Raw genomic sequence first — 25,414 nt, forward strand, 5'->3', positions numbered from 1 at the left:
CTGTTCCCGCCTACGTCCTTACAGAAAATGATGTAGAGTCTACATTCTCCACCACTACCACACAAGGTGTCAATGTTGTAATACTGAGAATAAGCGAGAAAACGGGAGAAAACATTACTTTATTGTGGGAGGTGGAATGGGATTGAATATTCCGCATACAAGCGTATGTTCACATGAAAAAACCTCCACCGCGATGGGGAGGCCTAATCCGTTTCAATAACTATTAATGCAGCGTTATTGCATTTATTACAGCAGCCATTTAAGAAAAGTACATATCCATCCAAACTTATTGAAAAGTTTACTAAAGTAGTTGCGCTTGAACATTTGCTACTGGGGTCTGGGAAGTCTTCTTATTCCTCATCGTGATCTACCCATTTTAGTTCAGAATAGGAACATCCTAACGAGTCATGAATTCCCCAGCAATCACAACCAGGTGTATTGACAATAGCTTTGACGCGATCTTTATATTTTTCAAATATATCAGGCGTTTTCTCTTTATTGAGTGTTTGAATCACTTTATCATAAGCATCCGTGAAAAAATCGCCCATATTCTCAAAGATATCGCCTTCTTCATGAATATACTGAACGACAATTTCACAGAAATATACCCTTAATTCAAAAGGCCAAATGGTTCCCTTTCCGACATTGTTCATATCGGAAATCGTTTGTTTTACAGCAGCTACTCGTAATTTAGGAAACCCTCTTGTCGGATAAAATTCTTTGTAGATGCTCTGTTTGCAATCTTCTAAGAATTGGATAATGCCACTCTCGCCTTGAAGTTTGATAGAGACTATAGAATGTGCGGCTTTATTCGATTTGACTGCATCAATAAGCAGCTCGGTAATTTCATCTTTGGTCATTTCTTTTACCTTGTGCTTAATTTGAGTAGCAGTCAGTAAAGAAGATTTGCTTTCTGTTTGTTTATGGCTCATAGTTCTTTAACCTCCATCATGACACGTATCACACTTTACTCTACCTTTTCTAATAATTTGGAAACTCCATCTGATCTATTAATATGAAAAAAAGCGACAAATCTATCCACCGAATCGTCTCCACTTTTTATTTTCTTGAGCAATTTCCGACTTCGATTAACAATGTAATCTTTATGGTTTACGGAAAACCCATAGCCTAGTCCTGATGTCATACTAAACCCATTAAGATGAATCAGCCTTGAAAACAAAAGCATACCGGTTTTCAAACAATCGCTCAGCGCAATATCCACCATATGAATAACTTGATTATTATCGAACAAACTTTTAAGCATGACCACTGAGTTTTCCTTGTTGATATCTACGACCTCGTATAGAATTGTTTCTGATCGCTTCATTGCCTGAAATAGTTCTTCTTCCTCTTCGTTTGAAGGTGCATATTTGTCTATGTACTCAGATAAAGCACTTCTACCTTCTCTAATATTTTCATATACATTGAAGTCGTAGAGAGCATCTTTTTCTGCATCAGATTCTATCATAACCTTATTTTTGTTAAGGATACCCACGGTTTCGGCAGAATTTTTGAAGTCTTCGCCACTAACAAACTCATTTAGAATTTTCATGTGCAGATCAACTTGCATTTTTCTAAATTTCTTATACTTTTCAAGCATACTCACGATATATTTCCTCCCTGATTTTAATCCCCCCGATATATCCTTACCACGCACTCCACATGCACCGTCCAAGGAAACATATCCACCGGCACCACCTCAACCGTCTTATACCCGCCATCCTCTAGCACTCGCAAGTCCCTTGCCAGCGTAGATGGATTACAGCTCACATAAACCACTCTTTCCGGCTGCATAGCCAGAATCGTCTCGAGCAGCGCCGGATCGCAGCCTTTACGAGGCGGATCGACGACGATCACATCCGCCGTAATCCCTTCCTTGCGCCAACGCGGTATAACAACCTCCGCTGGTCCAGCTTCAAACGACGCATTCGTGATGCCGTTTAGTTCAGCATTCCGCGCCGCATCCTCAATCGCTTCCGGCACAATTTCCACGCCATAGACGCGCCCTGCCTGACGAGCGAGGAACAGCGAGATCGTACCTATGCCGCAATAGGCGTCAATTACGGTTTCCGAGCCCGTTAAGCCCGCATATTCAACCGCTTTGCGGTATAGCTCGACCGTCTGCATCGGGTTCACCTGATAGAACGATCTCGCCGATATGGCGAATCGTATGCCGTCGAGCTCATCATAGATGACCTCATTGCCCCATAGGACGCGGGTCACATCGCCAAAAATAACGTTCGTGTCGCGCTCATTCACGTTCTGAACGATGCTCTTCACGCCCGGCAGCTCCTCGCGGATTCTCTCAACCCAGCGATCCGCCATCGGCAGCTTCTTGCCGTTGGTTACAAGCACAACCATAATCTCGCCTGTTACGACGCCAGTCCGCGCCATCACATGGCGCAGCACGCCGCGGCCCGTAGCTTCGTCGTAAGGCGCAATGCCAAGCTCGCGCCCGATGCGCTTCACGACGCGTATGACCTCGTCATTGTGCTCATGCTCAATGAGACAATCGTCCATATCGATGATTCGGTGACTTCCGCGAGCATAGAAACCTGCAATTAGTTGTCCATCATCGGAACTTAAACCTATAGGTACCGAAGCCTTATTCCTGTATCGCCAAGGCTCGTCCATGCCAACCGTCTTGTGCACAACAATGCCCTCACCCTCAGCATTGTCCTCTCCAGCCACCTTCAGCTTCCCAATGCGGACCAAATTGTCTACGACATGCTGCCGCTTCCACTCGAGCTGCGCTGGATAATCAAAATGCTGCAGCTGGCAGCCGCCGCATTCCTTAAAAATGTCGCATGGCGGCTCCACGCGCGATGGACTCTTAAGCACCAGCTCCTCGAGCCGTGCATATCCATACTGCTTCTTCACCTTCATGACCTTCGCTCGCACGCGTTCACCAGGGAGCGCTCCCTGAATAAAAAGGGTAAAGCCGTCAGCGCGGCCTACCCCTTCACCATCATGCGTCAGGCCGATAATATCGACGGTGACCTCTTCGTTTTTTTGAAAAGGCGCATCTACTGGTATCGCCGCTGCATTCGTACCTGCCGCGCCGCGCGATCTCCCCTTGCCGCCTCTGCTTCTACCTTTATTCATAAACTCTCTCCGCTCTATCTTCAATGCTGTTGCTTATCAAAAACTATCCATTGTTCATTGTTTCATTGTTTCATTGTTCCACTATTCCATTGTTCCATCGTTCTACTATACCACTATTCCATTATTCCCTAATTCCAATATCCATCCGCGCTTAGCGGTACGTCGACACTCACCTGTTTCATCCGAAGATCCGCGCCTAGCGGTCCGTAGAACTCCCTAGTTTCACCCGAACTCCGCACCTAACGGTACGTCGACTCCCCAGTCTCATCCGCAAAAATACGCAGATGCGACGGCAGCACCGAGAATGTGCACGGCAGCACGCCGCCATATTCGCCATCGAGGTTTATTTGCACATAATCCGGCGTTGTGACCTTCAGCTCATCCGTGCGGAAGTGGATCACATGCGGATCGTTCAAATGCTCGCCGCGCAGCGCGAGCGTCACCAGCTTAATAAATTCCGGCAGGTTGCACTTGCGGATAAGCAGAACATCCAATAAGCCGTCATCCAGCTTGGAGTCTGGCGCAAGGCGCTCGAAGCCGCCGACCGAGTTGCTGTTGCAAATGAGGAACATCATAAACTCGTCATGAAATTCTCCAACGCCGGCCGCCTGAAAGGTTAGCTCGGTCGGGCGAAGGCGGGTCATTTTCTCCATACCCTTCATATAATAAGCCAACTGCCCGATCATCGTCTTCAGCTTGCTCGGCACATCATAGGTCAGCTCCGTCAAGGAGCCGCCCCCGGCAATATTTATAAAATAACGCTCATTCGCCTTGCCGACATCAATCGGCCGCGTATATTGCTGAATGATCAGATCGACCGCATACTCCCAATGCTTCGGAATGCCTGTCGCCCGTGCAAAATCATTGGTCGTTCCCACCGGCAAAATGCCAAGCGGAGGCCGATTCGCCTTAGTCGCCAAACCATTAATGACCTCGTACAGCGTACCGTCGCCGCCAGCAGCAATAATCATATCATAGCCGCGATCCGCTGCATCCGCTGCCGCAATGGTCGCATCTCCTTCACCGATCGTCGCATGGCAGCTCGTTTCTATACCGCCCTGCTCAAGCCGCTGGAGAATATCAGGCAGACGTTTCTTCATTTCTTCTCTTCCCGATGTCGGGTTATAGATTAATCTCGCCCGTTTGATTGCCATCCCGGTTCACTCCTAACCATCCAATCACCCAATCTTCTATGGTCCAGACGATATGTCTACTTTTTATTTAAACGCTGCAAGCCCTTGTACATCTGGCGCTCCAGCCATCGTTCAATCGCAGCATGTGGCAGCATCGCTCTGCCGTTATACCGATAAGCAAGCCCAGCAAGACGCGTCGGAATGACATGGTTCGTAAAATAACCCTGGCTCAGGAACAGCGGCACCACAATAACCGCTTCCTCCGGATTAGCCGCCTGCATCGCTGCAAGCTTAGCCGCTGCTTGATCGGGCAAAAGCATCGCATATTCGGCACGCTTATAGCCGCCAAGCACACGAAGACGCTCGCCGAGCTTCATCAGCCCTTCCTGCCAGCGCTCATGGAATACCTTTTCCTTGCTTCCGTGGCCGATCAACAATATAGCTTCCTTCTCTGGCTCCGAGGACAGCTCTGCTATATTCATCGCAAGCAGCTCTGCAATTTCCGGATCATCATCGATTGGCTCTCCATAATGAACGTTAGCAGCAACGCGGAACATGCCTAGATCGCCTTCCAAATCCGAAACCCATGGAAAGCCGAAGGCTTGCCCGATTTCATCCACATGCGTGCTTCCTGAAGATACGAATAGCGGCACAACGAATAGATCCGTCACACCTTGCTCCTCAAGCGAATCGATTCCATCCTGAATAAGCCTTCCCTCGACAATTTCAAGAAAGGACGACATGATTGGAACGTTTGACAAACGAGGCGACAAAGCCGCTGCCGCAATCGCATGATCGACTAGCTGTACCCAGGCGGTTTCCCTAGAGCCGTGACTAATAACGAGAATGCCTGGCTTCATTGAAGGAACCTACCTTCCAAGACGCTCTAAAGCCATTTTATACCCGTCATTGCCGTAATTCAAACAACGCTTCACTCTAGAGATTGTTGCCGTGCTGGCACCTGTCTCCGCCTCAATTGCATTGTATGTGCTGCCCTTGCCGAGCATACGCGCAACTTCAAGTCTTTGAGATAAGGATTGAATCTCATTCACTGTGCACAAATCGTCAAAGAACACATAACATTCCTCAACTGATTTCAATGTAAGAATCGCTTCGAATAATTGATCTATTGCTTTATCGTTAAGTTTTTTAAGCTGCATTCGTATTCACTCCTATTAAAACTAATGTTACTATTGTATCTTTTTTACCCGTTTTTTTCAAACATTACCGTATTCACGCTTTACAGAACGGAAGAACCAAGCAACTGATTTTTGAAGCAATCACTCATACAAGCACAGGGCATTATCTAGAAAAAAATTCCGCACTCGGGACATTCGTCCAATCCTTATGTTCGCCTACCCCATAGACTATTATAAAAGAAGGGTTGTGATCCGTGTGAATTATCGCAATAACCCCGGTACCGGCAACCAGCATTATGATTGGCACGGCGGCCAACGCCTAACGGCAGAGCAGCTGAGCAAATCATCTGGCGCAAAGTCAACCGGCTTCAGCTTTGCCGCTGACCTGCCCACCATGCCGCCAGCAACAGTGACGCCGCCAACGCAGGATATCCTGCCCGCCGTCATACCGGAGACAGCAGCTGAGCTAATCGAAACGACCGCCAGTGCCAAAGCAGGCGGCTTCTCTCTTGCCAACTTACCTAAACTAGATGAAATCAAAGGTTTCGTCGACCGTATTGGCGGCATCGACGGAATCCTTACAACGGTTACGAAAGTTCAGAAGGTGATGTCCAGCGTCTCTCAAATGGCGCCACTTGTCAAAGTGCTCATGGGCTCCTTCAAAAAAACCAAAAAATCGGATGACGATGATGAAATCGAATGGAAGCCAAAACGCCGCAAGCGTCGCAAGCCTACCTCTGGCAGCGGCGCAGGCAAAAGCGGGCCTCGCCGCCGCAAGCCAAAGCGCCGTTAATCATTTTGAAGTCATACACCCTGATTGCCATGCGCCTTGCGCCGCAATCAGGGTGTTTTCGTTTCATCCACAGCTGTGGTCGATTTGTGCATAAATCAAATTATTCTGACACTTTTTTCATTTATGCACCGTTTCACACATCTATTAACGAGTTATCCGGTTGTGGATAAAGAATATTTCCAGTCTATCCACAGCATTTCTCCCTTTTCACGCATAAAAAAACAATTCACCTGTGCACAGTGCAACCTTCGACATGTTTCGGCAGCCTTCACCCTATACACATTCCCATCCCACAAAGGTCGCCAAAACGTTGTACATTCAAAAGATGCGCAAATTCCCGTTATTCGTACACAACTGTTACTAATTATGTGCATACATGCAGTTTTCGCCCTGTTTCGCCAATGGTTGTCCACAGTGTTTAACTTCTTGCAGCCCTTCTATTCGACCTGCAGAGAACGCAAAAAATAGTGAGAAAAATCTCAATCCCCATGAGCATAAGCTCACGGCGAGTGAAGTTTTCCTCACTATCGCATTGTCACTCCATTTTATAGGAAGAAGAAGTGAATAATCCAATAGAAGAACATCGCCATCAAAACGGTAATCGGAATCGTAATAATCCAGGCTACAATGATGCGGCCTGCTACTCCCCATTTTACAGCGGAGAAGCGCTTTGCACTACCAACACCGAGGATTGACGAAGTAATAACATGAGTCGTACTAACTGGCAAGTGGATCATCGTTGCCGTTAGGATGACGACAGCAGAACCGATATCTGCAGCGAAACCGTTGATCGGCTCGATTTTGAAAATTTTTGTACCCATCGTCTTAATAATTTTCCAGCCGCCTACAGATGTACCGAGCGCCATTGCAGTCGCAGCGGAAATCTTAACCCAAAGCGGAACGTCCATCGTCGTCTGAAGGCCAGAAGCAACAAGGGCAAATACGATAATGCCCATCGCTTTTTGAGCGTCATTCGTACCGTGTGAGAACGATTGGAACGCAGCCGTAAGAATTTGACCAAACCGGAAACCTTTATTCACTTGATGCGGACTTGATTTGGCAAAAATCAGCTTCAATATCCACATGATGATAAAACCGGCAGAGAAAGCGATCAGCGGTGAAAAAAGCAACGCTTGAACGATTTTGATTAGACCGCCGGAGTTAATAGCACTCAAGCCTGCACCGCCGATGACTGCACCTGCAAGTGAGCCAATCAAAGCATGCGAGGATGAGGAAGGAATGCCAAACCACCATGTGATCAAATTCCAAGCGATTGCCGACAACAGCGCTGCGATAACGATTGGAACGCCGTGCTCCAGCTCCGCCGGATTGGCGACGCCTTTACCAATTGTTGCTGCAACGCCGGTAAACGTAATTGCACCGACGAAGTTCATAACGGCAGCCATAACGATTGCGACGCGAGGCTTTAGTGCCCGCGTAGATACGGCTGTTGCAATTGCATTCGCCGTATCGTGAAACCCATTTATAAAATCAAACGAAAGCGCCAAAAAGACAACAATCCATAGAACCATTAAATCCATTGTGTAATACTCCTACTCCTCAGATTAGCTGTTACGCATAATGATCGATTCCAGCGTATTCGCTACATCTTCGCAGAAGTCGGTCGTTTGCTCCAGCATCTCGTAAATCTCTTTGCGCTTCATCAGCTCAATTGGATCTTTGACATTTGTAAATAAGCTCTTGATGCAAACCCGAAGCAGGTCATCCGCTTGGTTCTCCAGCTCGTTAAGAGCAATGTTCGGCTCGCGGATCGCAAGCAGCTTACGCTCAGTCAACAAGTAGATTGCCTTCTTAATTTGGTGAGAGGAACGAACAAGAATGTCACCGAACAGCGTTATGTACTCATCCTTTTCACGAATGTTGTACATCTCAAACCGGGACGCGCAAGCTTCAATGCCGTCAAGCACATCATCAAGCGAAGTCGTAAGGGCCATAATATCCTCGCGCTCGATCGGAGTGATGAACGTTTTGTTCAATTCCTTCAAAATCGTATGCACGTATTTGTCGCATTTGCTCTCGTATTCCTTCATCGTCTTAGCGAAAGCTGATACATCCGATAGATCTGAAAGGCTTTTGGTGAAATACTCAACTGCCTCTACAATGGCGTCAGCCATTTCTTCGAACGTCTTAAAGAAAATATCCTTTTTCTTGAACATCGTAATCCCCTTTATCCGACTTGATGTTTAGGCGTACTGTTGTGAGCCCACAATATCTTAACATAGTTTACATGTGAATTGTTAAGAGAATGTAAAGGTTTTAAGAAAACTTTTTTGATTTTCATAAAAAAAATAAAAAAGACACAATCTCGAAACAAGATTGCGTCCTCTTCTATCCTTGGAAGCTCATCCGTTAACGTCTGTTAACAGTGTTTCCAATCTGCTATGATTGTACCCATTTGACATGTCCTTCGAATGTCGGATTGTTCGGCACGATATGGAAAAACGTTTTGCCCGGAACAAATGGCAGCTCTTCTCCGTTTATTACAATTCGAATCATGCCATCGGAAGCCCGTACCCATTCCGCTTCGATTGCTTTGCCCTTCTGGAACAAAATCGCCGAACCTCCCTCATTCAGGTCCACGGAAAGCCGCCCCTCATTGTCCAGCGTCTTGTGATCCGCACCAAGCACGACCAGATTCGCCGCCGATAGCTGCTCGTTATTGTTCAGATCAATATGCGGCTTTTCGCCGATGGAACGTTTGTATAATCCAGCATCGGAATCGTATTTGTAGCCCACACTATAATTGTTGAGTAAAAATGATACCGTAATGTCGCTTGCCGGAACACCGATCTCCGTAGAACCCGCTTCCGCAAATGTATAAGGCGGTACCTGCTTATCCATGCTGTATTTCTTCTTCTCAGCGCCCGTACGCAGCTTCTCCAAGCTCGAATAGAGATTATGCGGCGCTTTCCTTTCCTTGCTTCTCCAGAAATAGCTGCCCGCATTCGAGATTTCATCCAAATAAGGCTTGCCCTGCCGCTGCAAAACCGCATAGCCATCGTTGCTGGCGCCTGCGTGGGCGAGCACAGCTCCGAAGCTGTCTCCAATATCAATAAGATAAGGCCTGATGCTGCGAATCGGTCCGATCGTATCCGTTAATGCACTTGTGCTCTGAAATACGGCAATTAACCTTGTAATGCCGCCTTCCGCAAGCACTTCCCAAATGACGTCAGCGTTCGACAGCCCAGATTGCGGACGAGCTGCAGCAAAGTTATTAATCATAACGACGATAGGCCTTGCTGTTGCAGCCTTCTCAAGTTTTAGGCCCGTTAACGGTGCATCAAAGGGAAGCGGAACAGACGTAGCAATGGGCTCAGCTATGCCAGTCGGCTCGCTCATGTCACTAGTTTCCTGCGGGGATTCGCTGCCTCCGTTGCCCCCGCTGCATGCTGTTAGGAATAGAATGAGCGTCAATAATAGCAAAAATGCTGAATTTTTAATCTTTTTATCCATGCGCAAACCCTGCCTTTTCCAGCTTTGCTCAGCTTGTATTCGTTTACACTTAACTTCCATTTAAACACAATTAAGGACGTATGTCTCGACAAATAAGTTCTTCTCGGTGATATAAAAAAAAGGAGCAAGCTTTTTTTATGATCAAAAAAGCTCGCTCCATCTTGCTATCCCTATTCAACTCGCTTAAATACTCCAGTGATGCCATTCCTCTTGCTTCTTATCGAGACCGCTCAACCACTCGGAGGTAACGTGAATCGCTCCCTCCTGATGCTCGCGGGCAGAGTAAGTATGATTCGCTTGAAAAATAATTTCCTTGTCGCATAACCCTTCGCTGCGCGTCCAGAAAACCTTCTGGTAGAGGAAGCTGTAGTCGACTGGAATAAGCTCATCGCTCGTTCCGTGAACCAGCAGCACCTCGCCGCCAAATCTAGTCGCCGCTTGAAACGGCTGATGTTGGAGCAAAGATTCGAAGAACACAGGCTGCAGCGTATAGCCTTGGTAATCCGAGCTGCCTGTCGTAACCGCATTATCATAGCTGCTGCGGCCTACGATACGGACGATATCATTAAAAGGATAAGCAACCGGCGACCAGAGCACAAGCCGCTTCACCCGTTTGTCCTTAACGGAAGTCATAATCGCAATCGCCCCGCCAAGACTGTGGCCAAGCAATACGATTCGCAGCGGATCCACGCATTCCATGCTTGCCATATAATCGATTGCGCTTCTTGTTTGATCGACCATTGAATCAAAGCCAAGCGCGCCGTAATCACCGTTGCTCTCGCCGCAGCCGCCATAATCGAAGCGCAGGACGTAAGAGCCTTGCGCTGCAAGCGCGCGCGCCGTCTTCACAAATAAACGATCAACTCCTATACGGGAGCCAATGAATCCATGGCATATAATAATGGCTTGCCTTTTCTCTGAATCGGTTTTGTTCCCGTCAGTGGGGTAATGCAGCGTTGCCGCAAGCTCAAGCCCGTCGTGTCGCAGCGTCAAGTGCTTTTCCATCCCGATAACCTCCTGAAAGCTTATATATAATAATTCCTACCCGTATACTTTGAATTAACAATAGAACCATAATAGCATCACTGCTCTCAGACTGTCAATGATACATAGGAAAATAAAACCGTTCGCGAATTTGTCCCCGGTTATTATACCATATAAGGCACGTCATCATTATTTTGCCGCTTATTCAGGACATACTATGCACATGAAATAACGCGAAGCAAGTTTTGCTTTACAAAACTTTAAAGCTCATGCTTACGAAGTCAGTTTTGCTTCACAAAACTTTAAAGCTCATGCTTACGAAGTCAGTTTTGCTTCACAAAACTTTTAGGAGGTGCTTCCATGCCTTTGTGGATTGCTTGGCTGAAGGAACATTGGCTTTCCTTCCTGCTTATTTTAGGAACTGTTGTTGCCGTTATTTATGTGATTGCCGATCGGAAAATGCTGTTCTATAAAGAATGACGATCCAAGCACCTACGGGCAGAGGATTACTCCTCATGCATGATCGGCACTCGAATCGTCACAATGGTACCGGCTCCACGCTCGCTGTCTATCGTAAGCCGGCCGCCGTGGAGCTCTATGATTTCCTTGCAAATCGCCAGCCCAAGCCCAGAACCGCCTTGACCCGTGTTTGCCTTATAAAACTTTTCCGTTACATGCGGAAGATCCTCCGCTTCGATTCCGCAGCCGGTATCCGCTACAGTGAGCATTGCTTGGTCTTGCTCAATCGTAGTGGCGACTCGTATCGTTCCGCCCGCGGGTGTAAACTTGAGCGCATTGTCAATCAAGTTAATAATGACCTGTTTGAGCCGATTCGCATCTCCTCGCACGACGATCGGGCTTTTTCCATAATTGGCAAGTATCCGTACCCGTGTATGCTCCTCGCGTACAGCCAGTTGATTAACCGTTTCCTTAACCGGACCGTTGAAATCAAGCACCTCGCTGTGCAGCTCCATCGTTCGCGCAGAAAGCTTTGAGAAATCGAGCAAATCCTCGACCAGCCCCGATAGCCTCTCCGTCTCCTTGCTAATGATCGAGAGGCCTAGCTTAACCTCCTCGTCATCCTCGGTAGGCTCGCTTTCCTTCAGCGTCTCACTCCATCCTTTTATCGATGTCAGAGGGGTACGCAGCTCATGCGAAATCGATGATATAAAATCATCCTTAAGCTTTTCCCGCTTGCTCAGCTCCATGACCATCACATTAAAGGTTTCAGCCAGCTGTCCGATCTCATCGTCATTGCGCTGTATCGCCCGCCGCGTCCAGTCCCCCTCTGCCATATAGCGCGCCGCTCGCGTCAGCTCGCGAATCGGCTTTACAATACGCTGCGCGAGAAACAAGCTTAAGCCAAGAAACAACAGCACGACTCCTACACCAACAGCGGCAGCCATCCGAATGAGCAGGCTGACCATCGCATCCACTTGCTTCAATGAAGCTGAATAACGCAGCATAGATACGACTCGCGTTTCATTCCAGAGCGGAATGGTCACCGACATGACTCGCTCGCCATAGTACGGATCTACGCCGCGCCAGCTGCCGGATTTCCCGGCAATAGCCGCCTTCACATCAGCTGTCGTATAATGAATATTCGGCGCAAAGCCGTCCGAATCAATCCGTATTTGACCGGTGCTGTCGAGCAATTGCAGCCTTGTACTGCTCTCTACCATATATTGCAGCATGTAATCGCCTTGATCCTGCACGGTGAGCGATGAAAGCGAACGACTATGCAGCGATAATGCCGACTCTGCTCTCTGCTTGACCGAGCTCTGCGCGCTTCCGTAATAATAGTTCCACATCAAAGCTGCGAACACGCCGCCGAGCACGCTGACGACAAGCACGATGAGCAGCAAATAGCTCCACACCATTCTCGTTTGCACGCTTTTCATTCGACGCATCCCCGCTTCCACCGATAGCCATAACCCCAAACCGTTTCAATAAAAGCGGGATCAGACGGGTTTTTCTCGATTTTTTGGCGGATTCGCCGTATGTTCACGTCAACCACCTTAAGGTCGCCAACATAATACCGGCCCCATACCTCAGTCAAAATATGATCGCGGCTGACGCTTTCGCCTACGCGCTCCATCAGCAGCCTGACCAGCGTCCATTCCGTAGGCGTCAGAATTATTTCCTGCTCCTGCTTCCAAAGCTTGCGCTCTGCAACGGACAAGCGAAACGGCTCCACGCGGAGCTCTTGATGGAAACTCGTCGCATGAGGAGCGGACATCTGCTGTATCGGTATAAGCTGCTGTGCAAAGGGTGCGAACGATGCATCGTCATGTCCAGCTGCCGCTGCCTCGTCGGCTTCTGCAGCTCCTTCCTTGGCCGCCGCAATTCCTTCTTGAGCGGCTGACGCCTCCCGCTCCGGTGCGGCAATGTCCGGCTTCATTCTACGGTAGAGAGATTTGATACGCGCGATGAGCTCACCCGGGCTAAACGGCTTTTGCACATAATCGTCGGCACCAAGCTCCAGCCCATGTATTTTATCCTCCTCCTGCGACTTCGCCGTGAGCATAATGATGCCCATGCGCGGATATTGCAAGCGAAGCTGCTCGCATACCTCGAAGCCGCTAATCGTAGGAAGCATAACGTCCAGAAGCGCGATATCGATAGGACCTTCCGTATTGGCGAGCGCGATTGCCTCTTCGCCAGTTTCTGCTTCAATCACTTCCATATCGTTGCGCTTCAGATTAATACGGACAAAGCCGCGGATGGACTCCTCGTCCTCCAACAATAATATTCGCATAGCTTAGAGCACCCGCTTTTCTCTCTTAATCGTTGCGAATCGTTAAAGAAGAAGCGAACGCTGCTTCAACCCCTACCATATCGCGAAATGCTTGCCGTTCCGCCTCGGGCCAGCCCGTCGGCGCTTCTTTTACGAAAGATACCGCAAACACATTGCCGCTGTCCGTCAGAAGCTCGCGATATGGCTTCGTTTCCTGCTTCCAAGCGTTTTCGACGCTTTCCCAAAGCTTCTGCGGCACAGCATATAAAGTAGCCATTTTGGCCGTAACATTTGTCTTCTCATTCCAATAATTAACCGCCACGAAGGCGTATTGCTCATCCGAGCTGTGCAGCGTGTAGCGTCCCATCCATTCCTTGGGAATTTGAAGCTGCATGCCGTATCGATAATCGGTAAAATCTTCTCTAACCTTCACAAAATCATTTTTGCCATCCCATTGCACCCATTCATTCAACCATTTGGACTCCGCATAAGAGACGTTCGGGTAACCCGGAGCCTCCTTCGTCCACTGCAGCTCCAAGATGCCATCGCTGTTAATATCCTTGCTCATTGTAGGCGTACCGCTAAACCCTTCATACTCTGTATCGAAGTTTGGGTATACGAGCCGCAGCTTGCCTCTCTCCCAGACATACATGGCCGTGTAAGTAGCCTGAGCCCCCGTAGATGCCTCCAAAACAATCCCTCTATGACGCTCCGAGATTTTTCCGATCAGCAAACGATCATAGCTATTGACACCGTCATACAGTTTTTCCGTATAAATCTCCTTCATGCCGCCTTTTTTCCAATTGTAGAGGGTTAAATGATATTCAGGCAGCGCCAATTCCTGATTGGTCCCATGCTCTGAGATAATCGCGAGCTCCAGCCGTCCATCCTCGTTAATGTCTCCTGTATCCCCGTACGAATAGGGGATGCTCTCCACTGGCTTCAACGTCAGCTTGCCCGCCTCGTTGCGTACTGGCGTAGAGTCAAATGAGTAAACCTCAAGCACGTTCGGACTGTCGAATGCGCCGATCCACCCGATCAACATTTCCATACGCCTATCTTTATCGAGATCCTCTATTTTCAGCCAATCGATCATTCTTGCCAGCGGCTGCTGCACAAGCACCCAAGGCTTCCATAAGGACTTTGTATATTTAAACACCATAAGCTCAGGTGAACTGTATTCATTGTAATAAGAAACGATAGCCTCTTTCGTGCTGTCTCCATCCACATCAGTTAGGCGGATCGCTTCCATATGCTCTTCCCTAAGGGGAAGTGTAAGCTTGCTGTAAACAGGCAGATTTTTTTCAATTGCTTGTACAATAGCCTGCTTCTCAGGCGAGATGGCTGGCTTCTGCAGAAGATCTGCAGGCGCGGCTGTATAACGACAGCCAGTTGACAAGAATAGGAGTGAGATAGCACCGCTGAGCAGAAAGCTCCATCGCATTATTTTCCCCCGCCTATGCTTGGCATTTGTATCACTTCCGTCATTCAACTCTGCAGCCTCCTCGTGCAAGTACCCGTGTTAAGCGATTTGATCGGCGGTAACGAGCGTATAACCCTTTTCCACCAAATCATCAATGACGTCCGGCAGAGCTTGTACCGTGTTCTTAATATGCTTGCCGCCAAAAGAATGCATTAATATTATACCACCAGGCTTCGCCTCGTTCTTAATCATTTTGCGGATATCGGCTGACGAAGTGCCTGCCCAATCACGCGTATCTATGTTCCAACCGACTAGTTCACGATGATTCGATTTCAATAACACCTTCAGCGTATCCGATACGGCTCCATATGGTGCGCGGACCATGGACGGTGTATAGCCTATTGCTTTCTTGATTGCCGCATCACCTGTTTTGACTTCCTCGATGATTTGCTGCTTATTCAGCTTGGATAAATCTTTATGATGATAAGTATGATTGCCAACCGCATGCCCTTCGTCCACGATGCGCTGGAGCACCTCTGGATTTTTAGTCACTTGCTGTCCGACTACAAAAAAAGTAGCCGTTACTCCTTTTTCCTTCAGGATATCCAAAATATCGGTCGTGTAACGCTTATCCGGCCCGTCGTCGAACGTGAGCGCGATCAACATCTCTTCCTTGCCCGGCTTCGTTTCCGTTACAGGCTGATTGGGCTTATCCAGCTTGTCAACAACCTTGTCCGGCTTGTCCGTTGCCGATGCATCCGGCTTGTCCGTTGCCGATGCATCCGGCTTGTCCGTTGCCGATGCATCCGGCTTGTCCGCTGCCGATGCGTCCGGCTTGTCCGTTGCCGATGCGTCCGGCTCATCTCCGTCCGTTTCCGTTTTAGATGGATCAGTCGCCTCGCCTGTGGATGGCTCTCCCTCGAAACTGCCCTGGATAATTCCGCCTTCTGCCACTCCGCTATTGCCTACGATAACGACATCCCCTTTGGCGTCTGCGCCGTCTTCCAACTGCGGTCCCTTCCCTACGCTGCCCTCGTTTACAACAGGGGACTTCCCATTACTCAAAATTGATGCCAAACTGAAACTCTCGCTTGCCGAGCAACCGCTGATAAACAGGAGCACAGCAGCCATAATGATCCCTGTAAAAATAATGCTACGATGCCTTTTTGCTTTTGCCATTCCACTCACCTACTATTCCTCGCTGATAGATTGATTGTAACTCTACTGCTGATTAATAGAGTTACAAATAAGTAACACCATTCGAGAGGATCTGACATATTCAGCGAATAAAAAAAAGGCCAGCCAAAAAGCTTTGGCCGACCTAAAAAGACGAAAGACCAACCCCTCGCGATGCTCTATGCGAGCTTCGAAGTGGGTTGGTCTCTCTTTAAGCTTTAATAGCAAGCAAATAGCTTAAATAAGTGCTTTAGCCGCAATGTCCGTGCGGTTTTGCTTGCCTTCAAAATCAATGACGCTGACGGCTTCGTATGCACGAGCACGCGCTTCCGCGATATCGCGGCCAAGGCCCACGATGCCAAGCACCCGTCCGCCGTTAGTAACGAACTCCCCGTCCTTCTCGGCAGTACCTGCGTGGAAGATGAGAGCGCCCTGCGCTTCCGCTTCAGCAAGTCCAGTAATAACTCTGCCCTTCGGATACGAAGCCGGGTAGCCTTCCGATGCCACAACGACGCAAACGGCTGCTTCGTCGCTCCACTGAATGTCCAGCTGGTCCAGATTACCGCTAAGCGATGCCAGTACGATGTCGACCAAATCCGTTTGCAAACGAGGCAAGACGACCTGCGTTTCCGGATCGCCCATACGCGCGTTAAACTCGATTGTTTTCGGGCCGTCTTTTGTAATCATTAGGCCTGCGAACAGGACGCCGCGGAACGGTCGTCCTTCGCTAACCATCGCTTTTGCCGTAGGAATAATGATGTTCCGGATGGATTCATCAATAATCGCTTGATCGATATGCGGCAGCGGTGTATAGGTGCCCATGCCGCCCGTATTCGGGCCTTTGTCACCGTCAAAAATCGGCTTATGATCCTGTGCAGGAACCATAGCCCGAACCGTTTCGCCATCAACGAAAGCTAGAATCGACATTTCTTGTCCGACCAGACATTCCTCGATTACGATTTGGCTGCCCGCTTGGCCAAATACTTTATCGACCATCATCTCGCGCAGCGCTTGCTCCGCTTCTTCAAGCGTGGCCGCAACCGTTACTCCTTTTCCCGCAGCCAAGCCGTCCGCTTTGATTACGATCGGAGCCGTTTGCTCGCGAAGGTATGCGGAAGCTGTCTCGTAATCGGTGAACGTTTCGTATTTCGCAGTTGGAATATCGTATTTCTTAAGCAAATTTTTCATGAAAATTTTGCTGCCTTCGATTTCCGCCGCGTTTTTGCGAGGACCATACGCCTGAATGCCGGCTGCCTCGAAAGCATCAACGATGCCATCCGCAAGCGGTTCATCCGGGCCTACAAATACAAGATCAATCGATGCATCCTTCGCAAAACGGATCAGCTCGTCGAAATCGCTGACTGCAATCGGCACGCAATCCGCAAGCTGTGCGATACCGGCATTGCCGGGCGCGCAATAAATATCTTTAACCTTCTCGCTCTTCTTAAGCGCCCAGACGATGGCATGCTCACGTCCGCCGCCGCCTACTACCAAAATACGCATATCCACTAACCCCCTATTTGACTATATGAAACAGCTGCAGCCGCCGCCTTCGCCAGCTTCCTGTCGTTAACGAACGGCTGCAATAGAATAGCTTTCCGCGAATCTAGTGCTTGAAGTGGCGTACGCTTGTGAACACCATTGCGATGTTGTTTGCATTCGCCGCAGCGATAGACTCTTCGTCCTTAATGGAGCCGCCTGGCTGGATGATGGCCGTAATGCCCGCTTTTGCCGCAAGCTCTACCGTATCGCCCATTGGGAAAAATGCATCGGAAGCAAGCGCTGCTCCTTTAGCTGCTTCGCCCGCTTGCTCAATCGCAATGCGAGCCGCGCCTACGCGGTTCATTTGACCAGCGCCAACGCCAATTGTCATGTCATCCTTCGCAAGCAAAATCGCATTGGATTTAACATGCTTAACAACTTTCCAGCCGAATAGAAGCTGCTTCAGCTCTTCTGCTGTCGGCTTGCGATCCGTTACGAACTGCAGGTCCGCTTCTGTCACGCTGTGAACGTCGCTCTCTTGTACAAGCATGCCGCCGTCAACCGATGTCACAAGCCATTCCGGCTTGCGCTCGCCAGCTGCGGACAGCTCGCCCAGCTTGAGCAAACGAATGTTTTTCTTCTTCGTCAAAATATCAAGCGCCTCAGGCGCGAAGTCTGGCGCAATGATGATTTCGAGGAAAATGCCGCTAAGCAGCTCAGCTGTATCCGCGCCAATCGTACGGTTAGCCGCAACGATACCGCCGAAGATCGAGGTAGGGTCTGCTGCGTAGGCTTTTTGGTAAGCCTCGTGAATCGTTGCGCCAATGCCTACACCGCATGGGTTCATATGTTTTACGGCAACAACAGCTGGCTCGTCGAACTCTTTCAAGATCGCGAGTGAAGCGTTGGCGTCGCTGATGTTGTTGTACGAAAGCTCCTTGCCGTGCAACTGCTCAGCCGTTGTTACATTGCCTGCTGCTGCAAGCGGCTTGCTGTAGAAAGCAGCCTTCTGATGCGGGTTCTCGCCGTAACGAAGATCCTGCACCTTCTCGTATGTAACGGTGTAAGTTTCAGGAAGCGGCTCGCCCATTTGCTTGGAGAGGTAATCCGAGATTAGGGAATCGTATGCCGCCGTGTGACGGAATACTTTTGCAGCCAGACGTTTGCGCGTTTCAAGAGTAGTGTCGCCCTGTGCTTTTACTTCTTCAAGAATCGTACTATAGTCGCCAGCATCAACAACAACCGTTACGAATGCGTGGTTTTTGGCAGCGGAGCGCAGCATCGTTGGTCCGCCGATATCGATGTTCTCGATGGCATCCTCATACGATACGTCTGGCTTCGCAATCGTTTCTTTGAACGGATAAAGGTTAACGATTACGAGGTCGATATAGTCAAGACCAAGCTCCTTCATCGCCTTCTGATGCTCTTCATCGTCACGAACGGCAAGCAATCCGCTGTGCACGGCTGGGTGAAGCGTCTTCACGCGTCCATCCAAAATTTCCGGGAAGCCCGTCACATCGGAAATGCCGATAACCGGAACGCCTTCCTTTTGAAGCAGGCTGAACGTACCGCCCGTCGAAATAATTTGCACACCTTGGTTTGCCAACTCTCTTGAAAATTCCACGATTCCAGACTTATCGGAAACACTAATTAACGCTCTACGAATAGCCACGCAAATACCTCCTCATCTATTTGACCAAACCTTTGCTTTTTTTCAAAAGAAAACCTTTAAACCGCCCGTTTCGCTTGATGCGGTCCAAGCTCGCTGCTCGGCAGGCGCAACCCCCCCGAATGAGCTCATTCCCGCCGCTACTGCTGGCATTAGGTCTAGTTTCTAGCTCTATCCAACCCTTCTGCCACTCTAGCGGCTCACCGTTACGTGGCGGCCATTCAGTGAGACGCGGCCCTGCGCGATCTGCTGAATAACGGACGGCAGCAGCGCTTGCTCAGCTGCATGAATACGCTCGGCGAGCGAGCCTTCCGTATCCTCGTCCGCTACTTCAACCGCGCGCTGCGCGATAATCGGACCGCTGTCCATGCCGCCGTCCACGTAGTGTACGGTGACGCCGGTCAGCTTGACGCCGTACGCCAGCGCCTGCCCGATGCCGTTCACACCGGGAAATGCCGGCAGCAGCGCAGGATGAATGTTAATCATCCTGCCGTAGAACGGCTCAACGAGCACGGACGTGATAATGCGCATATAACCCGCAAGCACGATAAGCTCCACGCCGCGGCGTTGAAGCTCGGCGATAATTTCCGTCTCATAAGCCTCGCGAGACGGATACTCCTTCGGCGTGAACAGGAACGTGTCCACGCCAGCCTTCTTCGCGCGCTCCACAACGGGAGCGGCAAGCTTGTCACAAACAAGAAGCTCGATGGTTACATCGAGCTTCCCCTCCTGCACCGCATCTACAATCGCTTGGAAGTTCGTACCTTGTCCCGAAGCGAAAACAGCGATGCGAAGCGTTCCCATTATACGTCCGCTCCCGTAAACGTCACGATGCGGCTTCCTTCCGTAACCGTTCCGATACGGTAAGCCTGCTCACCAAGCTCAGCTGCAATGCGAAGAGCTTCATTTGCTTGATCAGCCGGTACAACAACGACTAGACCAATACCCATATTAAAAGTCGTGAACATATCACGATTCGTAATTCCGCCTTTATTTTGCATCAAATCGAAGATCGGCAAAATCGGCCAAGAGCCGTATTCCACATCAACGTTCACACCATCAGGCAGAACCCGCGGAATGTTCTCGATGAAGCCGCCGCCTGTAATATGCGCCATGCCTTTCACTTCAACTTGCTCAACCAGCTTAAGCGCCGATTTCACGTAGATGCGTGTTGGTTCGATCAGCACGTCGCCTAGCTTCGCGCCGCCAAGCTCTTCGAGCTCTTGATCCAGCGAGTAGCCAGCATCCTCAAGCAGCAAGCGGCGTACAAGCGAGAAGCCATTGCTGTGAATGCCGCTCGATGCGAAGCCAATTACTGCGTCGCCAGCTGCGATTGTGGAGCCGTCGATCATTTTTTTCTTATCTACAATACCAACTGTAAAGCCGGCAATATCGTATTCGCCGCCTTGATACATGCCCGGCATTTCAGCCGTCTCGCCGCCGATCAAGGAACAGCCTGCTTGCACGCAGCCTTCCGCGATTCCTTTGACGATCGCTTCGATTTTCTCAGGCACAACCTTGTCGCATGCCAAGTAATCGAGGAAGAACAACGGCTCCGCGCCTTGTACGATAATATCGTTCACGCACATAGCAACGGCATCAATGCCGATCGTGTCATGCTTGTCCATTGCAAAAGCAAGCTTCAGCTTCGTTCCGACGCCATCCGTTCCAGACACGAGCACAGGCTCATCGTACTTGTCCTTGTTCAGGCTGAACAGACCGCCAAAGCCGCCAAGCTCTGCCAGCACCTCTGGGCGGTAAGTCCGCTTTACGTGCTTCTTCATCCGTTCAACCGCTTCGTTGCCTGCCGCGATATCGACGCCGGCTTTTTTGTACGCTTCTGACACTCTCGGTCAACTCCTTAACTAATTTAAGAGCAGCAATCGCTCCATAGGGTTAATCATTTATGCTGTTAACAGCTGCAGCTTTTATCCGATTCTTCGTTAACCGGCGTTGGGTAGTCATTATCGAAGCAAGCTAGACACATGCCGCGATTATACGCTCCGTCATTGCCGCCAACCGAATCAACAAAGCCTTGATCGCTCAAAAAGGTTAAAGAATCCGCGTTGATTTGCTTCCGGATTTCTTCGACCGTACGGGAAGAAGCGATAAGCTCCTTGCGGTCCGGCGTATCGATGCCGTAATAGCAAGGGTTCTTGAAAGGAGGCGATGTAATCCGAACATGCACCTCGGTCGCTCCCGCCTCGCGAAGCAGATTCACGATACGAAGCGACGTTGTGCCGCGTACGATTGAATCGTCAATCATGACGACGCGCTTTCCTTCTACTACTTTGCGAACGGCAGACAGCTTCATTTTGACACCTTTCTCGCGAAGCTCTTGAGAAGGCTGGATGAACGTCCGGCCGGTATATTTGTTTTTGATCAAGCCAAGCTCGTAAGGAATACCCGTTTGCTCTGCGTAGCCGATCGCTGCCGAGATACTCGAATCGGGAACGCCCGTTACGATATCCGCATCAACAAACGATTCCGTTGCAAGCTGGCGTCCCATCCGTTTGCGTGCCGAGTGGATGTTAATGCCATTAATATCGCTGTCCGGGCGGGCAAAATAAATATATTCCATCGCGCAGGTCGCACGGCGGTCAACCTTGGCGTAACGATCCTCGCGCATGCCGTTAGCGTCCAATATAAGCAATTCGCCCGGCTGAACATCACGCTCATACACAGCGCCAATCGTCTCAAATGCGCAGGATTCCGACGAGAATACATACCCATCGCCGATGCGGCCCATTACGAGCGGACGCAAGCCATGCGGATCAGACGCAACAAGCAACTTGTCATTGGTCAAAATAAGGAAAGCAAAGCCGCCGACAATGCGCTGCAAAGCTTCCTTCGCAGCCGTCTCGAAATCCTTCGATGAGCGTGCGATGAGATGCGCAATAACTTCCGTGTCGCTGGACGTTTGGAAGATCGAGCCCGACATCTCCAGCTCATGGCGAATTTCCGGCGCATTTACGATATTTCCGTTCGTAGCAACCGCAAGGTCGCCATCTCTGTAGCGGAAAATAAGCGGCTGCGCGTTGGCAAGCTTGCTCTCCCCTGCTGTAGAGTAACGCACGTGACCGATCGAACGGTCGCCGGCAAGCATATCGAGCTTTTCTTTGTCGAATACTTCTTTTACAAGGCCCATGCCGCGGTGATAAGCGAACTTGTTGCCGTTGCTTGTATCAACGGTACAAATCCCTGCACTTTCCTCGCCGCGGTGCTGCAAGGCATGAAGTCCGTAGTAAGAGAGGTTGGACGCTTCGGGGAGGTTAAATACCCCGAACACGCCGCACTCCTCACGCAATTTATCAAAAATATCGTCGCGGCCAATGCCTTCGTTATAGTGATCTCCTGTCCAAAGCAAAGGCTCCTGTCTTATTTCATCAGACATGGAATCGCATCCTTCCAGACCTTCTCCAGTTGTTGTACCGGCGCCTGAATACCGGCTTTTCCGTTGACGCTTATAGTAAGGCTGCTGCCTTTAACGTTGCCGATTTGTGCATGTACAACGCCTTGCTCTGCAAGCAGGGCTTGCAATGCTGCCGCTTGCTCCGGCTTAGCCGATAGCAAGATACGGGATTGCGATTCGCTGAACAGCAGGTGATCTGCGCGAAGCTCAGATGACAATGCCACTTCCGCGCCAAGGCGTCCGCTGATACACGATTCCGCAATAGCAACCGCGATACCGCCTTCGGACAAGTCATGAGCCGATGCTACAAGACCTTTTTGGATAGCGCCAAGCACGGCATCCAAAACCTTTTTCTCAGTCGCAAGATCAATTTCAGGAGGTCGGCCGGCAGCAGCGCCTTGCAATACGTATTGCAGCTCGCTTCCGCCTAGCTCCGCTTTCGTCTCGCCAACGAGAATAATAACGTCGCCTTCTGCTTTGAAGCCTTGTGTCGTAATGTGATCGATGTCGTGTACGAGACCAACCATACCGATTACCGGCGTCGGGAAGATCGCGCCTTTAGCGTTCTCGTTGTACAAGCTTACATTACCGCCGATTACCGGCGTGTTAAGCACGACGCAAGCCTCAGACATGCCGTCTGCCGATTTCTCAAGCTGCCAGAACACTTCCGGCTTCTCCGGGTTGCCGAAGTTCAGGTTGTCTGTTACGGCAAGCGGCTCAGCGCCGGAGCACACGATGTTGCGTGCTGCTTCCGCTACTGCAATTCGTCCGCCTACTTCTGGATCTAGATATACGTAACGTCCGTTGCAGTCCGTTGTCATCGCAAGCGCCTTGCGCGTGCCGCGAATCGTCACGACTGCCGCATCGGAGCCTGGTTGAACAGCTGTCGATGTACGAACCATGTAGTCATATTGATTGTAAACCCATTCTTTGCTAGCAACGGTAGGGGAAGCAAGAACCTTCTCCAGCGCGCCAGTCAAATCGGTTACTTCTTCATAAGCCGAAGTGTCTATTGCACCATTTTCGCTGTAGTAAGCTGGCTCTTTGGAAGGCTTGTCGTATACAGGGCACTCGTCAACGAGCGCTTTAACCGGCATATCGGCAACCTCTTGGCCTTGGTGGAACAAGCGGAGACGTCCGTCATCCGTTACTTTACCTACTTTGGCGCAAATAATGCCCCAACGGTCAAAAATTTCTTTCGCTTGCGCTTCATGCTGCGGCTCTACGACGAAGAGCATACGCTCTTGCGACTCGGAAAGCATCATTTCATAAGGCGTCATGCCTGTCTCGCGCTGCGGCACCTCGTCAAGGTAAAGCTCAAGGCCGTTGCCCGCTTTGGAAGCCATCTCTGCGCTGGAGCAAGTAAGACCCGCTGCTCCCATATCTTGAATGCCAAGCACGATACCGGAATCGATTAGCTCAAGCGTTGCTTCCATAACCAGTTTCTCCATGAATGGATCGCCGACTTGTACCGCCGTACGCTTCTCTTCAGATTCCTCGGAAAGCTCGACGGATGCGAATGTAGCGCCGTGAATACCGTCGCGGCCAGTAGCAGGACCTACGTAGAATACCGGGTTGCCTACCCCTTTAGCGACACCGCGCTGAATTTTATCATGATCGATTAGGCCGACGCACATTGCGTTAACGAGCGGGTTGCCCTCGTAGCTCTCATCGAACATAACCTCGCCTGCAACGGTAGGAATACCGATACAGTTGCCGTAGCCGGCAATACCGCTAACGACATGCTCGAACAAATATTTTACGCGCTCATTCTCAAGGCGACCGAAACGCAAGCTGTTCAGCAAAGCGATCGGACGAGCGCCCATGGAGAAAATATCGCGGATAATGCCGCCCACGCCCGTAGCAGCGCCTTGATAAGGCTCAACCGCTGATGGATGGTTATGCGATTCGATTTTGAATACAACCGCTTGGTTGTCGCCGATATCAACGATACCCGCGCCTTCGCCCGGTCCCATAAGAACGCGAGGTCCCGTAATCGGGAATTTCTTGAGGATCGGCTTGGAGTTTTTGTAAGAGCAGTGCTCCGACCACATGACGCTGAATACGCCGATCTCTGTATAGTTAGGTTTACGGCCAAGAAATCCGCAAATCAGCTCAAACTCATAATCGGATACGCCAAACTGGCTGTAAATCTTTTGCTCGGCAATTTGCTCCGCTGTCGGTTCTTTAGCTGTTAACTGCTGCGCCATGTTGTTCCCTCCATGCATTCAAAATCGATGTAAACATCCGTTTGCCGTCTTCCGAGCCGAGCAATTGATCGATTGCGCGCTCAGGATGCGGCATCATTCCTACTACGTTGCCTGCTTTGTTGCTGATGCCCGCAATGTTCTCAACCGAACCGTTAGGATTCGTGTCGCCCGCATAGCGGAAAATGATTTGATCGTTCGCTTTGAGCTCAGCTAACGCTGCGTCGTCGCAATAGTAGTTGCCCTCGCCGTGAGCGATAGGAATATTTATAATTTCGCCTTGCGAATATTGGTTTGTAAAAGGAGTGCTGCTGTTCACCACTTCAAGCGGCGATTGATGACAACGGAACTTTAGTCCGTTGTTGCGAATCAATGCGCCAGGCAGAAGGCCAGCCTCGGTCAAAATTTGGAACCCATTGCAAATGCCCAGGATATACTTGCCTGCTTCTGCCGCTTTTTTCACTTCGCTCATCACGCTTGCGAACTGTGCGATTGCGCCGCAGCGCAGGTAGTCGCCGTAAGAGAAGCCGCCCGGCACAAGAATTGCGTCATAAGCGGACAAATCCGTAGCTGTGTGCCATACGTAATCAACCGACTGGCCGATGGTGTCTTCGACTGCTTTGTAGCAATCGATGTCACAGTTGGAGCCAGGAAATACGAGTACCGCAAACTTCATCGCC

At 49.9% G+C, this 25,414-nt stretch carries 22 protein-coding genes; 1 reads left to right on the forward strand and 21 read right to left on the reverse strand.

Annotated elements, in window-relative coordinates; genetic code table 11:
* Positions 1-350 precede the first annotated feature (350 nt).
* The 6 genes from AC2TDN_RS23820 to AC2TDN_RS23845 form a co-directional block, all read right to left on the reverse strand.
* Positions 351-932: a hypothetical protein gene (locus tag AC2TDN_RS23820; RefSeq protein WP_484690416.1), complete on the reverse strand. Its 582-nt coding sequence runs from the start codon at positions 930-932 to the stop codon at positions 351-353.
* A 35-nt stretch (positions 933-967) separates the two neighbouring features.
* Positions 968-1,600 carry a DUF7986 domain-containing protein gene (locus AC2TDN_RS23825; RefSeq protein WP_484690438.1) on the reverse strand — a complete coding sequence of 211 codons (633 nt, stop codon included), beginning with the start codon at positions 1,598-1,600 and terminating at the stop codon, positions 968-970.
* Positions 1,601-1,626: 26 nt separating this feature from the next.
* Entirely contained in the window at positions 1,627-3,105 is a 1,479-nt protein-coding gene (gene rlmD, locus AC2TDN_RS23830; RefSeq protein ID WP_484690417.1) for a 23S rRNA (uracil(1939)-C(5))-methyltransferase RlmD, read from the reverse strand.
* A 239-nt stretch (positions 3,106-3,344) separates the two neighbouring features.
* Positions 3,345-4,253 (reverse strand): diacylglycerol kinase, encoded by a 909-nt coding sequence (locus AC2TDN_RS23835; protein WP_482069299.1) that lies wholly within the window; start codon positions 4,251-4,253, stop codon positions 3,345-3,347.
* A gap of 62 nt (positions 4,254-4,315) precedes the next feature.
* Complete coding sequence (locus AC2TDN_RS23840) at positions 4,316-5,098, reverse strand: sirohydrochlorin chelatase (RefSeq protein ID WP_484690418.1); 783 nt, start codon at positions 5,096-5,098, stop codon at positions 4,316-4,318.
* 9 nt (positions 5,099-5,107) lie between these two features.
* Positions 5,108-5,398 carry a YerC/YecD family TrpR-related protein gene (locus AC2TDN_RS23845; protein WP_053372669.1) on the reverse strand — a complete coding sequence of 97 codons (291 nt, stop codon included), beginning with the start codon at positions 5,396-5,398 and terminating at the stop codon, positions 5,108-5,110.
* Between the two features lie 235 nt (positions 5,399-5,633).
* Here AC2TDN_RS23845 and AC2TDN_RS23850 point away from each other — a divergent pair, with 235 nt between their 5' ends.
* A complete protein-coding gene (locus AC2TDN_RS23850) occupies positions 5,634-6,170 on the forward strand; it encodes a tyrosine protein kinase (protein WP_484690419.1) in 537 nt (178 codons plus the stop codon).
* Positions 6,171-6,715: 545 nt separating this feature from the next.
* Here the strand turns inward: AC2TDN_RS23850 and AC2TDN_RS23855 are convergent.
* From AC2TDN_RS23855 to purQ, 15 genes are all read right to left on the reverse strand, one after another.
* Positions 6,716-7,711: an inorganic phosphate transporter gene (locus AC2TDN_RS23855; RefSeq protein ID WP_482069284.1), complete on the reverse strand. Its 996-nt coding sequence runs from the start codon at positions 7,709-7,711 to the stop codon at positions 6,716-6,718.
* Positions 7,712-7,735: 24 nt separating this feature from the next.
* On the reverse strand, positions 7,736-8,347 hold the full coding sequence (locus AC2TDN_RS23860; protein WP_484690420.1) for a DUF47 domain-containing protein: 612 nt from the start codon (positions 8,345-8,347) through the stop codon (positions 7,736-7,738).
* A 223-nt stretch (positions 8,348-8,570) separates the two neighbouring features.
* On the reverse strand, positions 8,571-9,644 hold the full coding sequence (locus AC2TDN_RS23865) for a DUF3048 domain-containing protein (RefSeq protein WP_484690421.1): 1,074 nt from the start codon (positions 9,642-9,644) through the stop codon (positions 8,571-8,573).
* Between the two features lie 183 nt (positions 9,645-9,827).
* The gene (locus AC2TDN_RS23870; RefSeq protein ID WP_484690422.1) at positions 9,828-10,649 is read right to left on the reverse strand and encodes an alpha/beta hydrolase; all 822 of its coding nucleotides are present in this window, start codon (positions 10,647-10,649) and stop codon (positions 9,828-9,830) included.
* Positions 10,650-11,134: 485 nt separating this feature from the next.
* On the reverse strand, positions 11,135-12,538 hold the full coding sequence (locus AC2TDN_RS23875) for a sensor histidine kinase (RefSeq protein ID WP_482069281.1): 1,404 nt from the start codon (positions 12,536-12,538) through the stop codon (positions 11,135-11,137).
* On the reverse strand, positions 12,526-13,386 hold the full coding sequence (locus AC2TDN_RS23880; RefSeq protein WP_484690423.1) for a response regulator transcription factor: 861 nt from the start codon (positions 13,384-13,386) through the stop codon (positions 12,526-12,528). Before AC2TDN_RS23880 ends, AC2TDN_RS23875 begins: the two co-directional genes overlap by 13 nt.
* A 25-nt stretch (positions 13,387-13,411) precedes the next feature.
* Positions 13,412-14,857 (reverse strand): hypothetical protein, encoded by a 1,446-nt coding sequence (locus AC2TDN_RS23885; RefSeq protein WP_484690424.1) that lies wholly within the window; start codon positions 14,855-14,857, stop codon positions 13,412-13,414.
* Between the two features lie 30 nt (positions 14,858-14,887).
* Positions 14,888-15,967, reverse strand: a complete 1,080-nt coding sequence (locus tag AC2TDN_RS23890; protein ID WP_484690425.1) for a polysaccharide deacetylase family protein — start codon at positions 15,965-15,967, stop codon at positions 14,888-14,890.
* A 234-nt stretch (positions 15,968-16,201) separates the two neighbouring features.
* Positions 16,202-17,467, reverse strand: coding sequence for a phosphoribosylamine--glycine ligase (purD, locus tag AC2TDN_RS23895; RefSeq protein WP_484690426.1), 1,266 nt, complete (start codon positions 17,465-17,467; stop codon positions 16,202-16,204).
* 103 nt (positions 17,468-17,570) lie between these two features.
* A complete protein-coding gene (gene purH, locus AC2TDN_RS23900; protein WP_484690427.1) occupies positions 17,571-19,118 on the reverse strand; it encodes a bifunctional phosphoribosylaminoimidazolecarboxamide formyltransferase/IMP cyclohydrolase in 1,548 nt (515 codons plus the stop codon).
* 189 nt (positions 19,119-19,307) lie between these two features.
* A complete protein-coding gene (purN, locus tag AC2TDN_RS23905; RefSeq protein WP_482069275.1) occupies positions 19,308-19,919 on the reverse strand; it encodes a phosphoribosylglycinamide formyltransferase in 612 nt (203 codons plus the stop codon).
* Positions 19,919-20,962, reverse strand: a complete 1,044-nt coding sequence (purM, locus tag AC2TDN_RS23910) for a phosphoribosylformylglycinamidine cyclo-ligase (protein ID WP_053372682.1) — start codon at positions 20,960-20,962, stop codon at positions 19,919-19,921. The genes purN and purM overlap by 1 nt, the downstream gene beginning before the upstream one ends.
* A gap of 65 nt (positions 20,963-21,027) precedes the next feature.
* Positions 21,028-22,509: an amidophosphoribosyltransferase gene (gene purF, locus AC2TDN_RS23915; protein ID WP_484690428.1), complete on the reverse strand. Its 1,482-nt coding sequence runs from the start codon at positions 22,507-22,509 to the stop codon at positions 21,028-21,030.
* A complete protein-coding gene (gene purL, locus AC2TDN_RS23920) occupies positions 22,494-24,737 on the reverse strand; it encodes a phosphoribosylformylglycinamidine synthase subunit PurL (RefSeq protein WP_484690429.1) in 2,244 nt (747 codons plus the stop codon). Before purL ends, purF begins: the two co-directional genes overlap by 16 nt.
* On the reverse strand, positions 24,715-25,410 hold the full coding sequence (gene purQ / locus AC2TDN_RS23925; protein ID WP_482069272.1) for a phosphoribosylformylglycinamidine synthase subunit PurQ: 696 nt from the start codon (positions 25,408-25,410) through the stop codon (positions 24,715-24,717). Before purQ ends, purL begins: the two co-directional genes overlap by 23 nt.
* Between the last annotated feature and the right edge of the window lie 4 nt (positions 25,411-25,414).

This window comes from Paenibacillus sp. Y660, from assembly GCF_057221575.1.

Coding starts and splice junctions, on each gene's coding strand:
- AC2TDN_RS23820 (WP_484690416.1), bottom strand. CDS start 932: ATGAGCCATAAACAAACAGAAAGCAAATCTTCTTTACTGACTGCTACT.
- AC2TDN_RS23825 (WP_484690438.1), bottom strand. CDS start 1,600: ATGCTTGAAAAGTATAAGAAATTTAGAAAAATGCAAGTTGATCTGCAC.
- rlmD (WP_484690417.1), bottom strand. CDS start 3,105: ATGAATAAAGGTAGAAGCAGAGGCGGCAAGGGGAGATCGCGCGGCGCG.
- AC2TDN_RS23840 (WP_484690418.1), bottom strand. CDS start 5,098: ATGAAGCCAGGCATTCTCGTTATTAGTCACGGCTCTAGGGAAACCGCC.
- AC2TDN_RS23845 (WP_053372669.1), bottom strand. CDS start 5,398: ATGCAGCTTAAAAAACTTAACGATAAAGCAATAGATCAATTATTCGAA.
- AC2TDN_RS23855 (WP_482069284.1), bottom strand. CDS start 7,711: ATGGATTTAATGGTTCTATGGATTGTTGTCTTTTTGGCGCTTTCGTTT.
- AC2TDN_RS23860 (WP_484690420.1), bottom strand. CDS start 8,347: ATGTTCAAGAAAAAGGATATTTTCTTTAAGACGTTCGAAGAAATGGCT.
- AC2TDN_RS23865 (WP_484690421.1), bottom strand. CDS start 9,644: ATGGATAAAAAGATTAAAAATTCAGCATTTTTGCTATTATTGACGCTC.
- AC2TDN_RS23870 (WP_484690422.1), bottom strand. CDS start 10,649: ATGGAAAAGCACTTGACGCTGCGACACGACGGGCTTGAGCTTGCGGCA.
- AC2TDN_RS23875 (WP_482069281.1), bottom strand. CDS start 12,538: ATGCGTCGAATGAAAAGCGTGCAAACGAGAATGGTGTGGAGCTATTTG.
- AC2TDN_RS23880 (WP_484690423.1), bottom strand. CDS start 13,386: ATGCGAATATTATTGTTGGAGGACGAGGAGTCCATCCGCGGCTTTGTC.
- AC2TDN_RS23890 (WP_484690425.1), bottom strand. CDS start 15,967: ATGGCAAAAGCAAAAAGGCATCGTAGCATTATTTTTACAGGGATCATT.
- purD (WP_484690426.1), bottom strand. CDS start 17,467: ATGCGTATTTTGGTAGTAGGCGGCGGCGGACGTGAGCATGCCATCGTC.
- purN (WP_482069275.1), bottom strand. CDS start 19,919: ATGGGAACGCTTCGCATCGCTGTTTTCGCTTCGGGACAAGGTACGAAC.
- purF (WP_484690428.1), bottom strand. CDS start 22,509: ATGTCTGATGAAATAAGACAGGAGCCTTTGCTTTGGACAGGAGATCAC.
- purL (WP_484690429.1), bottom strand. CDS start 24,737: ATGGCGCAGCAGTTAACAGCTAAAGAACCGACAGCGGAGCAAATTGCC.
- purQ (WP_482069272.1), bottom strand. CDS start 25,410: ATGAAGTTTGCGGTACTCGTATTTCCTGGCTCCAACTGTGACATCGAT.